We start from the raw sequence: 12,996 nt of genomic DNA on the forward strand, positions 1-12,996 counted from the left end.
AGGAAGGGATCGTATGGATGAACAACGATTTTTGTTTTTAGACTTTGAGTTTACGATGCCCCAGCATAGAAAAAAGCCAAAAGGTTTTTTCCCAGAAATTATTGAGGTCGGACTCGTTTCAGTTGTTGGCTGTAAGGTGGAAGATACGTATTCATCGCATATTAGACCGAAAACATTTCCGTCTTTAACGGATCGATGTAAAAAATTTTTAGGAATTAAACAGGAAGTAGTGGACAAAGGAATTTCTTTTCATGAACTTGTTGAGAAACTTGCAGAATATGAAAAGAGTTGTAAACCGACAATTGTAACGTGGGGAAATATGGATATGAAAGTCTTAAAGCATAACTGTGAAATGGCGGGATTAGAATTTCCATTCTTTGGACAGTGTCGTGATTTATCGCTTGAGTATAAGAAGTTTTTTGGAGAGAGAAATCAAACAGGGCTGTGGAAAGCAATTGAGGCGTATGGAAAAGCAGGAACTGGAAAGCATCATTGTGCACTTGATGATGCGATGACGACATATAATATTTTTAAGTTAGTAGAAAAAGATAAAGAGTATTTAGTCAAACCAGCACCTCCGACATTAGGGGAACTTGTTGATTTTTCGAAAGTGTTAAAGAACGTGAGTACACAGTAACGACCAAATTGCAAAATATGTAATTTGGTCGTTTTGTTTTTTAAAGTTTGTAATCTTGCTTCAATTGCTGAAGTGTTTCTAGACTACGCCCCGCAAAAGGTGAATCATCTTCAGAAAATGAATTCATTTGAGTTTCTAATGCTAATTTTAGTGACTCTGTATAATCCGGAATTTCTCCTTCATATTTCTTCACCATTTGCTCTGGAATGTTCGTCTGTTCACGAAAAGCTAAAGCACGTCTTTCATGGAAGAATGGTACGTCAGCTTGTTTTACATTATGTAAATCACCTTGCACTGGATGTTTTAAAACAGCTAGTACTTTTACGACGTAACTGCCAGGACGGCTATTTGTAATTTCGCCGATGTATTTTCCAGTTTTATAAATGCCAGTAACGATTTCACCAATTTCAAATGTTTCTCTCATATTTTTCACCTCAAGTTTATAGTAAGGAAAGTGCGCGAAGGAGTCAAAGAAATCATTCGCTTTCGGGACGCCCCCTTGAGAATATGACAGGATTCAATTATAATTTAAGATGATAAAATAGAAAATTCTGATGTTTTTTGAATCCTATAATAAGGAGTGTTCCGTATGATGCCTTTATATTTTCCGGAAGATAAAACAGAATATATTATTCCAGGTATTGTTTGCGTTCTATTTATCATCGGTGCGGTTGCTACGTGGCGTATGTTTATTCGTGTATCAAAACGAGAAGCGGAGAGATTACAGAAAGTAGAAGAAAAGCTTTTAGCTGAAAAGAAACAGTAACTCATTTTTGTATGTTTCCCTCTATGCTCGGACAATCTAAGGGCAGAAAGCATTTTGGAGGGAATTGAATGAAAAGACGGCTTTTTTTCAGTTGTTGTTTATTATTTCTAATGGCGGGTTGTGACCAAGGGAAGCCGAAAGAAATTGATGTGAAATTACATAATGCTTCAGGTGATGAAGTTGGGACTGCAAAAGTAGCTCAGCAAACAAGTGGAGTGAAAATTACGATTAAAGCGGAAGGTTTTACACCAGGACCACACGGTATACATGTACACGAAATCGGAGAATGTAAAGCGCCTAGTTTCGAATCATCTGGGAATCATTTTAATCCAGATAATAAAAAACATGGGCTCTTGAATCCGAAAGGTGCGGAAAATGGTGATTTACCGAATGTAGTTGCAGACGGTTCGGGAAAGATTAAAGCAGAAATCGATGCTCCGCATATAACGCTTGAAGAAGGAAAAACGACGATTCATAGAAAAGATGGAGCGTCTATTATTATTACAGAAAACGCTGATGATGGTATGACGCAACCAACTGGTAAATCTGGTGGCCGAATTGCTTGCGGTGTTATCGTAAAAAAAGCGTCGGATCTGAAGAAAAAATAGAAGCTACCGTGAATGATAGATTTTGTTGTAAAACCGCCTGATAGTAAGTGGAATTATATCGATTTATCGAAAAAAAGGAGGCTATCCCAAAATCATTTTGGGATAGCCTCCTTTTTTGTTATGAGAATGTATGGTGTAGTCTGTTTAAAATTTCTTCTAAAACAGATCTAGGACAGCCAATGTTAATTCGGATATAGGCTTCTCCACCTGTTCCGTATTTCTCACCAGGCTCAACGATGATTTTACCTTTCTCTTCAAGCAATGCTGTTCGTTCATCTTGAGAAAGATCCAAGTGGGAACAATCAATCCACAGTAAAAAACTACCTTCTGGTTTAATTACAGAAAGAGCTGGTATGTGATTTTGAATATACTTACAAGCAAATTGAGCGTTATCTTCAACGTACAATCGAATTTCATTTAGCCAATCATTACATTCTGTATAGGCACTTTGCATTGCTGTATACGCAAATGTATTTAATCCGTGGAATCCTTGTCTATATTGGATAGACATAAAGGCATTACGGAGATTTTCATTCGGAATAATAATGATCGATGCTTGTAATCCAGCGATATTAAATGTTTTGCTCGGAGCCATACAAGTAATAGTGCGTGCTGCTAATTCTTCAGATAAAGAAGCAAACGGTGTATGAGTATGGCCTCTATAAATAATATCGGCGTGAATTTCATCCGCGACAACGGTTACATTATATTGCGTACATAACGTACCGAGTTTTGTTAGCTCCTCTTTCGTCCAAACGCGCCCGATAGGATTGTGAGGGCTGCAAAGAAGCATTAGTTTTACACCTTGTTTAAATTGAGTTTCTAGATGCTCGAAGTCTATCTTATATATGCCATTTTGTTTAAATAAGGGACTCTCACATAATTGTCTATTATTTGTTTTGACCATTTCAAAAAATGGTGGATAAATAGGAGGTTGTACGAGTACGGCTTCTCCTTCTTTCGTTATAGCTTGTATGCTCGTACTAAGAGCTGGAACGATACCTGCGCTAAATACAATCCATTCTTTTTGTATTTCCCAATTGTATTGGCTTTTCGTCCAATTACAAATGATATCCCCAATATTTTCAGGAGGAAGTGTATAGCCGAAAATAGGATGTTCTGTGCGTTTTTGTAATGCAGTTTGAATTGGTTTTGGTACTTCAAAATCCATATCGGCAATCCAAGCGTGGATGAGCTCTTCATTTTTATATGTATCCCATTTTGTACTATGCGTTCCGCGACGATTTACCGTTTTATGAAATAGTTGCATATGTCTGCTCCTTTCTTCTGTCAAACTGTTAAGTTATGAAAATTCTCACTCTTCTTATAGAATAGCTGATGTGATACGATAAAGAAAAGCATTAAAAAGTGAAAAGGCGGGAAGCAGATGGGTGCATATGACAAAATGATTGAGGTTGTGAAAAATTGGGATCCGTTTCAAATGGGACCGGAGTTTTATGAAACAGAAGCGAGCGATGTTGTAAACGTCGTAAGTGTGTTTGATGATCCGAAATACATCGCAAAGAAGATTCAACATATATACTTTATGTCTTTTGAAGAAGTACCTGCACTTGAAAAATGCGAAAAATTAGCAGTAGAGTTACTCGTACTAAAAGAAGGCGGAAGTTGTTCGTTATAGGCTGTCGGAATTTACGACAGCCTTTTTGTTTATTTTCATTTGTACTGATTGATTAAAGCTTCACTTTATCCCGCTTTAACGGGCAGTAAGACTCCCGCCTCAAAATTCAGTTGAAGCAAAGAGGTTAGGCGAGAAATCAAACTGCCCGTAAAAACCCCCACGGATTAAAGCTTCACTTTATTGCGTCGCAAACGTAATAATTTCTTCATAAACATGATCGGGCTTTTCTTCAGGTAGTAAGTGCCCTGTATTTTCGTAAGAAATGAAAGTTGAATTAGGTAGGTCCTTATGGAGACGGTGTCCTACATGTACAGGGACGACGCGATCTTTTTCACCCCAAATGAGTAATACTGGGGTTTCGATTTTTTGTAATTCAGTTGAAGATAAGTCACCTTCACGGTCTCTTATCATTCGAGTTAAAGCAGGGAATATACGATCATCATAAAAAGGAGCAGCATAGCCTTCCATCATTTCATTGTCAATTAATGAATGGTCATGAACGACATTCATTAAGTTATGGACGATGCCCCTTCGAATAATCCAGTTCTTCACGTATAAGTGGAAGAATGGTAAATAAGAGGAGTACAGTAAAGGTAAGTTTGCGCGTGCTAAATAACTAGAGCTACATAGTAAAATCGTCTTTGAAATTAATTCAGGGCGTAAACGGTTTACAAAGAGTGAAATTTGTCCGCCCATAGAATGGCCAACTAATACAATATTCGCGAGAGATAAATGTTCGATTAAATCGATAATAATAGCTGCTAAATTGTGATAAGAATATTTAAAGAGATGAGATTTATCACTTTTTCCGAATGGTGGTAAATCAAGGGCAATTACTGTACCTTCCTTTGTTAGTAAAGGAATGAGTCGTCGATAGCTAAATGAGGAAGAGAGGAAGCCGTGAACGAGTACGAAAGTAGGTCGTTCTTTTTTAGTATTATGTTCATACAATTCGTAATGAATAGTAGTCCCGCGAGTGGAAAAAGTGAAGTAAGGGCATTTGCATTCATGGTTCATTTTTTGTCACTCCATTGATTTTTGTTCATATCATCTCCCGGCAAGAAACAAAATATGTTAACAAAAAAAGGCAAGATGACATCGTCATCTTGCCTTTCGCTTATTTATAATTACCCACGCACAATATTAGGTGGTGTTTTTCCTTGTAATCCTGCTACTAAATTTTCAGCAGCTGTCATTGCCATTTGCTGCCGAGTTTTTAATGTTGCAGATCCGATGTGCGGTAAAGTTACAACGTTTTGTAATGATAAGAGCGGATTCTCTTTTTGAATTGGCTCTTGTGTAAATGTGTCGATGCCGGCTGCAAATATTTTCTTTTCTGTTAACGCATGAATTAATGCAGTTTCATCTACTGTTTTCCCGCGAGAAGCATTAATGAAAATTGCTGTTTCTTTCATTAGTGAAAATTCCTTTTCACCGATAAGATGATACGTTTCATCTGTTAATGGAGTAAGAAGAATAATAAAATCAGATTGTTTGATTAAAGTTTGTAAATCACAATATGTAGCATCAAATTTTTGCTCAGCTTCTTCTTTACGGCGACGATTATAGTAAAGGACATTCATATCAAAGCCGAATTTCGCTCGTTTTGCGACAGCTTCTCCAATTCGTCCCATTCCGATAATACCAATCGTACTATGATGTACATCTAGTCCGAAGTGTTCTTTTCCAATTTCAGCGTTCCATTCACCATTTTTTACATAGGAATTGAGTTCGCAAACACGGCGACCAGCAGATAACATAAGAGCGAAAACGAGATCGGCTACTGTATCATCTAACACATATGGAGTATTCGTTCCGATAACATTTTGTTTTTCCATCGCTTTTAAATCAAAGTTATCATGGCCAACAGAAATGTTACTTACTACTTTTAAATTAGGAGCAACCTGCAATAACTCTTCATTTATAGTAGATCCGAAATTTAATAACCCATCTTTATCTTTTATTTTTTCTAATAGAACATCACGAGGTACTTTCTCGTTTTGATCCCATTTTTCAAAATCACAGTGTTCTGATAAATAGTTTTCTACAAATGTTGGAACTGGTTCGGCAATATATACTTTTGGTTTCACGGTTCCATCCCCTTTCCTCTTTACCTGGATTGGTGTGTGCTAATAATCAGCGGGATAAAGCATTCCGCTGATTAAAGTTTCACTTTATTTTGACATAATTCTCAAAAAAAATCTTCTTTTCAAACTGGAAAGAGTATTTGTATAATTTAGACAGAAACTAAAAGGAAGGATGATTTATATGGTGACAGAGAAAGAATTGGAATTATTAGCTTGTCTTGAAAAGAATAGTCGTTTATCTGTAGATACATTAGCGAAGTTGTTAAATATAGAAGTAGAAGAAGCGAAAAAAATGGTTACGAAATTAGAAAGTGAAAAGATTATCGTGGACTATGTAACACATATCGATTGGACAAAAGTGAAAGAACATACTGGTTTAACGGCGATGATTGATGTGAAAGTTACACCGAAGCGTGGTGTCGGTTTTGATGCAGTAGCTGAACAAATTTATCGCTATTCAGAAGTGAAATCCGTTTATTTAATGTCTGGGACATATGACCTTTCTATTACATTAGAAGGAAAGACGATGGGAGAAGTAGCTATGTTTGTTTCTGAGAAATTAGCAACAATTGAATCTGTCGTTTCAACGACAACTCATTTTATTTTGAAGAAGTATAAACATGAGGGGATTATTTATGAAAAGACAGATGATGATAAGAGAATTGTGGTGACACCGTGAAGCAATTTGACCTATCTAGAGTAGCAGAATCTTTACAACCGTCCGGTATACGAAAGTTTTTTGATTTAGCGGCAAGTATGAAAGGTGTTATTTCACTTGGAGTGGGAGAGCCGGACTTTGTTACACCTTGGAATGTAAGGCAAGCATGTATTCGTTCTTTAGAACAAGGATATACGTCATATACAGCAAATGCAGGATTATTGGAGCTCCGTCAAGAAATAGCAAAGTATCTAAAAAAACAATTTGCAGTATCTTATGATCCGAATGATGAAATCATTGTTACAGTTGGAGCGAGTCAAGCGCTAGATGTAGCGATGCGTGCTATTGTAAATCCTGATGATGAAATACTTATTATTGAACCAAGTTTCGTTTCGTATGCACCGCTTGTTACGTTAGCGGGCGGGGTCCCAGTTCCAGTGGCGACTTCATTAGAAGATGAATTTAAAGTACAGCCAGATCAAATTGAAGCAGCTATTACAACGAAAACAAAGGCAATATTACTTTGTTCTCCCAATAACCCAACAGGCGCAATGTTAAATAAATCCGAATTAGAAAAGCTAGCTGTTATTGTTGAGAAGTATAATTTAATCGTGTTATCGGATGAAATTTATGCAGAGCTCGTATACGACGAAGCATATACGAGTTTCGCGAGTATTAAAAATATGCGTGACCATACGATTTTAATTTCAGGGTTTTCAAAAGGGTTTGCCATGACGGGATGGCGTCTTGGGATGATTGCAGCCCCTGTTCAATTTTCAGAATTAATGCTCAAAATCCACCAGTATTCAATGATGTGTGCACCGACGATGTCTCAATTTGCAGCACTTGAAGCATTACGCGGGGGAAATGATGAAGTAATTCGAATGAGAGATAGCTATAAAAAACGTCGTAACTTTATGACGACATCTTTCAATGAAATGGGCTTAACATGTGATGTGCCAGGCGGGGCATTTTATGTCTTCCCTTCTATAGCTTCAACCGGACTATCTTCAGCAGAATTTGCAGAACAATTATTATTAGAAGAAAAAGTGGCTGTTGTTCCTGGAAATGTGTTTGGCGGGAGTGGTGAAGGATTTATTCGTTGTTCATATGCGACATCGCTTGAGCAACTTATGGAAGCAATGAAGAGAATGGAACGGTTCATAGAGAATAAAAAAAGGACAAAACACAATACGTTTTGTCCATAAAAGGGGGGGAATACTAGAAAGCCATGTGTTAGTATTCTATCCTAATATTGGAGAATTATACGTATTACAGGAAATTTTTTCGTGAATTTTGAATGAGTTCTATCAAAGTGGTATAATTTACTAATATAAGGTGAGAGTATCCTCGGTGTTTTACTTAGGATACTTACTCACTAATCGGATATTTAACAATAAATACATCTGCTTTGCTATTTACAATTGTAGAGAAAATGGTAAACGTATGGGAGTGTTTCACATGTCAGAACAATATACAACGGGAGTGGTTGTAACAGGGAAAGTAACTGGAATTCAAGATTACGGTGCATTTGTAGCTTTGGATGCAGAAACACAAGGACTTGTGCATATATCTGAAATCACAAATGGGTATGTAAAAGACATTCATGACTTTTTAAAGGTCGGAGATACAGTAGAAGTAAAAGTACTTTCAATTGATGAAGAACACAGAAAAATGAGTTTATCGTTAAAAGCGGCGAAAAGAAAGCAAGGACGAATTCTTATACCGAATCCATCAGAGAACGGATTTAATACACTGCGAGAAAAGCTAGCAGAATGGATTGAAGAGTCGGAGGTAATAAAGTAAAAGAGGAACGCATATGAGCGTTCCTCTTTTACTGTGACTTATGATATATATATTTGCAAATATGATTGCATGCAATCATATTCGTATGTCGGAGGCGAAAAAGACATACTGACTATTGAATTTCATGTGTTTCTGGGTGAGTACCAAGATTCTCGGATGGTTTAAATAGTAAGCCGAGATTGATAAGCCCAGAAATACCAACGATGCCGTAAATAATACGTGCAAGAGCTGAGTTCTGTCCCCCGAAAATAGCCGCTACTAAGTCAAACTGGAAGAACCCGATCAGTCCCCAGTTAACAGCGCCGATTACAGTGAAGACTAATGCGATACGTTGCAAGGTACTCATGAAAAGCCCCCCTTAATGTGAAGCGTGAGCAAGCAAGGAGTTAATAAGAAAATTTAACTCCTTTATAGAATGGTATAGTTTTGTTGTTTTTATACATGAAAAATGTACGAAAAACGATGTATATACATCTATACCGAAAAATTCGAATTTTTATGCAAAAAATGAACTTTTTCTAAAAAATAAATAATGGTTACGTTTACAATTGTTGAATCGCTTGATTTACAACTTTAGTTTCGCTAAAGTGAATACAGAAATACATATACATAATTGGAGGGAAAAAGATGAGTACACATGTAACGTTCGACTATTCTAAAGCGTTATCCTTCATCGGTGAAAATGAACTAACTTATTTACGTGATGCAGTAAAAGTAACACATCATGCAATCCACGAAAAAACTGGAGCTGGGAACGATTTCCTTGGGTGGGTAGAGCTTCCGCTTCAATATGACAAAGAAGAATTTGCTCGCATTCAAAAATGCGCAGAAAAAATTAAAAATGACTCTGACATTTTACTTGTTGTAGGTATTGGTGGTTCTTACCTAGGAGCACGCGCAGCAATTGAAATGTTAAACCATTCTTTCTATAACACGCTTTCTAAAGAACAACGTAAAACTCCACAAGTGCTATTTGTTGGACAAAACATTAGCTCCACTTACATGAAAGATTTAATGGACGTACTAGAAGGTAAAGACTTTTCTATTAACGTTATTTCCAAATCAGGTACAACAACAGAGCCTGCAATCGCATTCCGTATTTTCCGTAAATTATTAGAAGAAAAGTATGGAAAAGAAGAAGCACGCAAACGTATTTATGCGACTACAGATAAAGCGCGCGGTGCTTTAAAAACATTATCTGATAATGAAGGCTACGAAACGTTCGTTATTCCAGATGATGTTGGCGGTCGTTTCTCTGTATTAACACCAGTAGGTTTATTGCCAATCGCTGTAAGTGGCCTAAACATTGAAGAGATGATGAAAGGTGCAGCTGCTGGTCATAATGATTTCGCGAAATCAGAACTTGAAGAAAACCCAGCTTACCAATACGCAGTAGTTCGTAATGCTCTATATAATAAAGGGAAAACAATTGAAATGCTTGTTAACTATGAGCCAGCACTTCACTACTTCTCTGAGTGGTGGAAACAGTTATTTGGTGAAAGTGAAGGAAAAGATCAAAAAGGTATTTTCCCATCTTCAGCAAACTTCTCAACGGACTTACACTCATTAGGTCAATACATTCAAGAAGGTCGTCGTGACCTATTCGAAACAGTTCTTAAAGTAGGTAAATCTACACACGAACTAAAAATCGAATTAGACGACAACGATTTAGATGGATTAAACTACCTTGCTGGTGAAACGATAGACTTCGTAAACACAAAAGCATACGAAGGTACATTACTTGCACATAGCGATGGCGGAGTACCAAACTTAATCGTAAACATCCCTGAATTAAATGAGTACACATTCGGTTACCTTGTATACTTCTTCGAAAAAGCATGTGCGATGAGCGGCTACCTATTAGGCGTAAATCCATTTGACCAACCAGGAGTAGAAGCATACAAGAAAAACATGTTTGCTTTACTTGGTAAACCAGGATTTGAAGAATTAAAAGCAGAATTAGAAGAGCGTTTAAAATAATAAAAAGCGATCGGGTCTCCGGTCGCCTTTTATTATTTTATTGAAAGGTACATCGGTATATTCAAACTAGAATGGGTATGCTAAAGGAAAAGTCTAGGAGGGATGGGCTTGATTCCGATTCAATCAAAATTAGAAGGATGTACATATGCGTTATATAAGTTAGAAGAGGTTATGAAACCACTTGGATATAGTATTGGCGGCAATTGGGATTATGATAAAGGATGCTTTGATTATAAAATCGACGAAGAAGAAGGGTATCAATTTTTACGCGTACCATTTACAGCGGTGGATGGGGAACTAGATGTGCCTGGTGTAATAGTCCGTCTTGAAACACCGTATATTCTTTCACACGTATATCAAGACGAACTAGATGATAATGTTAATGCTTTAACAGCTGGAACGAGTGGATTGGATCAATTTGCGGAGCCGCAAGATCCAGATGGAGATGTGAAAAGAAAGTATGTCAATATTGGTAAAGTATTGGTACAAGAACTAGAAAATCATTTTTTTAATGGTGAATAACGATGAGTATGTCGCTTTCGATGAGAATGAAAGAATGAACTGGATTGATCATATATTGTTCGTCGCGCTTTACACCTAGTAAGAGAATGTTTTGCTTTAAAAGAGTATAGCTACAATTTGCAAAGGATTGTCCGGTGCAGGACGGGGGAATCTCCATCAGTTGTAATTTGTTATCAGAGATTTCATCGTAAAGTGAGAATAGTACACCTGAAATGGAAGGGAATAAAAGAGAAGCGGTAAATACATAGCTCGTTAATTTATTTCCTTCTATAATTTCTGATACGCCAGCTCTCGTTGCATTTTGGATTTGTTCAGAAGTAAGAAGTTCAGCGATGCAGTGAATGTTTGGATTAAGTCCTTTTGCAGTTAAAATATTTAAAATGGACTGTGTATCTGCTAAGCTTTCGTTCTTCTCTTTATCCGCTGTTATTAATATAGTGTGAGCTGTTGTAATGTTAGCTTTTAATAAAGTTTGATCGTGATGCGGACAACCTTTTATAAATTCTAAATGATGAAATGGCTTTGGAAGTAAAGAAAGTGTTTCATCAATTAAAACGATATCAAGGTTCGGTTGTAATATGTGCATTTGTTTTACAACATGTTTTGCACGCTCATTCCAGCCAACGATAATCATATGACCATTAGAGGTAGCAGCTGCCTCACCTTTAATTCTCATATATTGTTTATTAATCATGTCGGTAGCGAATAGAACCATATAATAAGAACAAAATCCCGTTCCTAATAAAATAATACATATACCAATAAGTTTTCCTATCGTTGTATGGGGGGCGAAATCGCCGTATCCAACGGTGAAAATGGTAACGATTGACCACCAAACCCCGTCGAACCATGTGGTGAAGTGAGATGGCTCTAATATATGTATAAGAAAGCCGGAGAAGGCAGTAAGTACAATAATAAAGCAAATTAAACGAAAAATAATGGAATCACGAAATGTATCTACTAAATTCGGACGGGATTTCAAGTTCCTATTCCTCCTTACTTTTCAGGACTACATTCATTGTTACCATTATAGAAAAAAGAAAAACTCTCTAATTAAAAAGAGAGTTCATTTCATAATTAATACATACTTTCAACTTCAGTTTGTTGAACACTTTCAAGATGCTGAAGAGCATAATAAACATCAGCAGTATGTCTTTTTTGATCGATAGACAATTTTAAATGTAAATAGTGCGAACCATTTTCCAATGTTTTGAGCTTCATGTTCTTAACTTTTATATCCATTTCTTTTATTTCTTCAATTACGGTCGGGATATTGTCCATATTTCGTACAACGAGTTTCACTGCGATATCACGTTGGCGAAATGATCTAGGACCGACGTATTTCATCGCTAATGGTATAAGTTCTACACTAATCATAAGGAAACACATTCCGAAAATAGCCTCGATATAGAAACCAGCTCCAACGGCAATGCCGATGCCAGAAGCACCCCAAATCATAGCGGCGGTCGTTAACCCCGCAATACTATCGTTTCCTCTGCGTAAAATTACACCGGCACCTAAAAAACCAATTCCTGATACAATTTGAGCGGCAAGTCGAAGTGGATCCATATTCATATGATCGGTATGTGGTAAGTTGTAAGCTGCTTTAATAGAAACAATAGTTAGGAGGCAACTAATAATAGAAATAACTAAACACGTTTTTAAGCCGAGTGGTTTACGTTTTAATTCACGCTCTAAACCGATAGCGAATCCTAAAATAGCCGAGAGACCTAGTTTTATTAATAAGTCGGTGTAGTCCATGTATATTCCTCCTTGTATGATATGGTATATGAATAAAACGTTTATCCCACATTAACGGGCAGTCAGCCCCGCCTCAAAATTCGCCGAATGCGAGAAAGTTAGGTGGGAGACGACTGCCCGTAAATGCCCGATTGGTGAAGGCTAATAATCAGTGGGGGGTGAACACCCCCCACTGATTAAAGTTTCACTTTATATAGAAAGAAACGTTTTTTGACAGAGTGACTTTCTATAGAATATATGTAGGAATTACTTAGAAATGAAAGAGATGTTTCGTTTAAGTATATGATATTAAAAAAGAAATGTAGTTGGTTTCAAAAAAGTTTTCAAAAGGTGTTGCATTTCATTTTTTCACATGATATATTAATAAACGTCGCTGATGCAGAAACGCAGAAAACGACAAAAAAGAAATTGAAAAACATAGTTGACATCGAAAAATGAAGATGTTAATATGATGAAGTCGCTTCTGAAGCGGCAGATAAGTTCTTTGAAAACTGAACGAAACAAACAACGTGAACGTCAATTTTTATTTTTA

At 36.8% G+C, this 12,996-nt stretch carries 16 protein-coding genes; 9 read left to right on the forward strand and 7 right to left on the reverse strand.

Annotated features, from left to right (window positions below; translation table 11 throughout):
• Positions 1–13: 13 nt before the first annotated feature.
• Positions 14–637 (forward strand): 3'-5' exonuclease KapD, encoded by a 624-nt coding sequence (gene kapD, locus AB3X49_RS02565; protein WP_367960360.1) that lies wholly within the window; start codon positions 14–16, stop codon positions 635–637.
• A 40-nt stretch (positions 638–677) separates the two neighbouring features.
• On the opposite strand, the gene kapB is transcribed toward kapD, so the two are convergent.
• Positions 678–1,061 carry a kinase-associated lipoprotein KapB gene (gene kapB / locus AB3X49_RS02570; protein WP_001209324.1) on the reverse strand — a complete coding sequence of 128 codons (384 nt, stop codon included), beginning with the start codon at positions 1,059–1,061 and terminating at the stop codon, positions 678–680.
• 165 nt (positions 1,062–1,226) lie between these two features.
• Between kapB and AB3X49_RS02575 the strand changes: the two genes are divergently transcribed.
• Positions 1,227–1,403: a hypothetical protein gene (locus tag AB3X49_RS02575; protein ID WP_000982763.1), complete on the forward strand. Its 177-nt coding sequence runs from the start codon at positions 1,227–1,229 to the stop codon at positions 1,401–1,403.
• Positions 1,404–1,471: 68 nt separating this feature from the next.
• Positions 1,472–2,011 carry a superoxide dismutase family protein gene (locus AB3X49_RS02580; protein WP_002089287.1) on the forward strand — a complete coding sequence of 180 codons (540 nt, stop codon included), beginning with the start codon at positions 1,472–1,474 and terminating at the stop codon, positions 2,009–2,011.
• 118 nt (positions 2,012–2,129) lie between these two features.
• Here the strand turns inward: AB3X49_RS02580 and AB3X49_RS02585 are convergent, their stop codons facing one another.
• A complete protein-coding gene (locus AB3X49_RS02585; protein WP_367960362.1) occupies positions 2,130–3,281 on the reverse strand; it encodes a MalY/PatB family protein in 1,152 nt (383 codons plus the stop codon).
• Between the two features lie 117 nt (positions 3,282–3,398).
• On the opposite strand from AB3X49_RS02585, the gene AB3X49_RS02590 reads away from it, so the two are divergent.
• Entirely contained in the window at positions 3,399–3,650 is a 252-nt protein-coding gene (locus tag AB3X49_RS02590) for a YugE family protein (protein WP_002015854.1), read from the forward strand.
• A 177-nt stretch (positions 3,651–3,827) separates the two neighbouring features.
• Here AB3X49_RS02590 and AB3X49_RS02595 read toward each other — a convergent pair whose 3' ends face one another.
• Positions 3,828–4,667 (reverse strand): alpha/beta fold hydrolase, encoded by an 840-nt coding sequence (locus tag AB3X49_RS02595; protein WP_002089283.1) that lies wholly within the window; start codon positions 4,665–4,667, stop codon positions 3,828–3,830.
• A gap of 110 nt (positions 4,668–4,777) precedes the next feature.
• Positions 4,778–5,770: a 2-hydroxyacid dehydrogenase gene (locus AB3X49_RS02600; RefSeq protein WP_033707944.1), complete on the reverse strand. Its 993-nt coding sequence runs from the start codon at positions 5,768–5,770 to the stop codon at positions 4,778–4,780.
• Positions 5,771–5,918: 148 nt separating this feature from the next.
• On the opposite strand from AB3X49_RS02600, the gene AB3X49_RS02605 reads away from it, so the two are divergent.
• The 3 genes from AB3X49_RS02605 (at position 5,919) to yugI (ending at position 8,201) form a co-directional block, all read left to right on the forward strand.
• The gene (locus AB3X49_RS02605) at positions 5,919–6,416 is read left to right on the forward strand and encodes an Lrp/AsnC family transcriptional regulator (protein ID WP_016106498.1); all 498 of its coding nucleotides are present in this window, start codon (positions 5,919–5,921) and stop codon (positions 6,414–6,416) included.
• A complete protein-coding gene (locus AB3X49_RS02610) occupies positions 6,413–7,603 on the forward strand; it encodes an aminotransferase (protein ID WP_367960364.1) in 1,191 nt (396 codons plus the stop codon). Before AB3X49_RS02605 ends, AB3X49_RS02610 begins: the two co-directional genes overlap by 4 nt.
• 253 nt (positions 7,604–7,856) lie before the next feature.
• On the forward strand, positions 7,857–8,201 hold the full coding sequence (yugI, locus tag AB3X49_RS02615; protein ID WP_002015848.1) for a S1 domain-containing post-transcriptional regulator GSP13: 345 nt from the start codon (positions 7,857–7,859) through the stop codon (positions 8,199–8,201).
• A gap of 112 nt (positions 8,202–8,313) precedes the next feature.
• Here yugI and AB3X49_RS02620 read toward each other — a convergent pair whose 3' ends face one another.
• Complete coding sequence (locus AB3X49_RS02620) at positions 8,314–8,547, reverse strand: DUF378 domain-containing protein (protein WP_002034535.1); 234 nt, start codon at positions 8,545–8,547, stop codon at positions 8,314–8,316.
• 281 nt (positions 8,548–8,828) lie between these two features.
• On the opposite strand from AB3X49_RS02620, the gene AB3X49_RS02625 reads away from it, so the two are divergent.
• On the forward strand, positions 8,829–10,181 hold the full coding sequence (locus AB3X49_RS02625; RefSeq protein WP_002015845.1) for a glucose-6-phosphate isomerase: 1,353 nt from the start codon (positions 8,829–8,831) through the stop codon (positions 10,179–10,181).
• 108 nt (positions 10,182–10,289) lie between these two features.
• Positions 10,290–10,703 (forward strand): YugN-like family protein, encoded by a 414-nt coding sequence (locus AB3X49_RS02630; RefSeq protein WP_002131278.1) that lies wholly within the window; start codon positions 10,290–10,292, stop codon positions 10,701–10,703.
• On the opposite strand, the gene AB3X49_RS02635 is transcribed toward AB3X49_RS02630, so the two are convergent.
• Entirely contained in the window at positions 10,690–11,685 is a 996-nt protein-coding gene (locus AB3X49_RS02635) for a potassium channel family protein (protein ID WP_002191049.1), read from the reverse strand. The two genes, AB3X49_RS02630 and AB3X49_RS02635, sit on opposite strands and share 14 nt — an antisense overlap.
• Before the next feature lie 95 nt (positions 11,686–11,780).
• A complete protein-coding gene (locus tag AB3X49_RS02640; protein WP_002034530.1) occupies positions 11,781–12,464 on the reverse strand; it encodes an MgtC/SapB family protein in 684 nt (227 codons plus the stop codon).
• Positions 12,465–12,996 lie beyond the last annotated feature (532 nt).

The sequence above is a fragment of the Bacillus sp. C30 genome, from assembly GCF_040838255.1.
In the GTDB taxonomy this organism is placed as follows: Bacteria; Bacillota; Bacilli; order Bacillales; family Bacillaceae_G; genus Bacillus_A; species Bacillus_A mycoides.

Bases quoted from the DNA above. Each gene is read 5' to 3' on its own strand.
- AB3X49_RS02625 (WP_002015845.1), top strand. From the start codon at position 8,829: ATGAGTACACATGTAACGTTCGACTATTCTAAAGCGTTATCCTTCATC.
- AB3X49_RS02595 (WP_002089283.1), bottom strand. From the start codon at position 4,667: ATGAACCATGAATGCAAATGCCCTTACTTCACTTTTTCCACTCGCGGG.
- AB3X49_RS02620 (WP_002034535.1), bottom strand. From the start codon at position 8,547: ATGAGTACCTTGCAACGTATCGCATTAGTCTTCACTGTAATCGGCGCT.
- AB3X49_RS02590 (WP_002015854.1), top strand. From the start codon at position 3,399: ATGGGTGCATATGACAAAATGATTGAGGTTGTGAAAAATTGGGATCCG.
- AB3X49_RS02575 (WP_000982763.1), top strand. From the start codon at position 1,227: ATGATGCCTTTATATTTTCCGGAAGATAAAACAGAATATATTATTCCA.
- AB3X49_RS02580 (WP_002089287.1), top strand. From the start codon at position 1,472: ATGAAAAGACGGCTTTTTTTCAGTTGTTGTTTATTATTTCTAATGGCG.
- AB3X49_RS02605 (WP_016106498.1), top strand. From the start codon at position 5,919: ATGGTGACAGAGAAAGAATTGGAATTATTAGCTTGTCTTGAAAAGAAT.
- AB3X49_RS02585 (WP_367960362.1), bottom strand. From the start codon at position 3,281: ATGCAACTATTTCATAAAACGGTAAATCGTCGCGGAACGCATAGTACA.
- AB3X49_RS02640 (WP_002034530.1), bottom strand. From the start codon at position 12,464: ATGGACTACACCGACTTATTAATAAAACTAGGTCTCTCGGCTATTTTA.
- yugI (WP_002015848.1), top strand. From the start codon at position 7,857: ATGTCAGAACAATATACAACGGGAGTGGTTGTAACAGGGAAAGTAACT.
- kapB (WP_001209324.1), bottom strand. From the start codon at position 1,061: ATGAGAGAAACATTTGAAATTGGTGAAATCGTTACTGGCATTTATAAA.
- kapD (WP_367960360.1), top strand. From the start codon at position 14: ATGGATGAACAACGATTTTTGTTTTTAGACTTTGAGTTTACGATGCCC.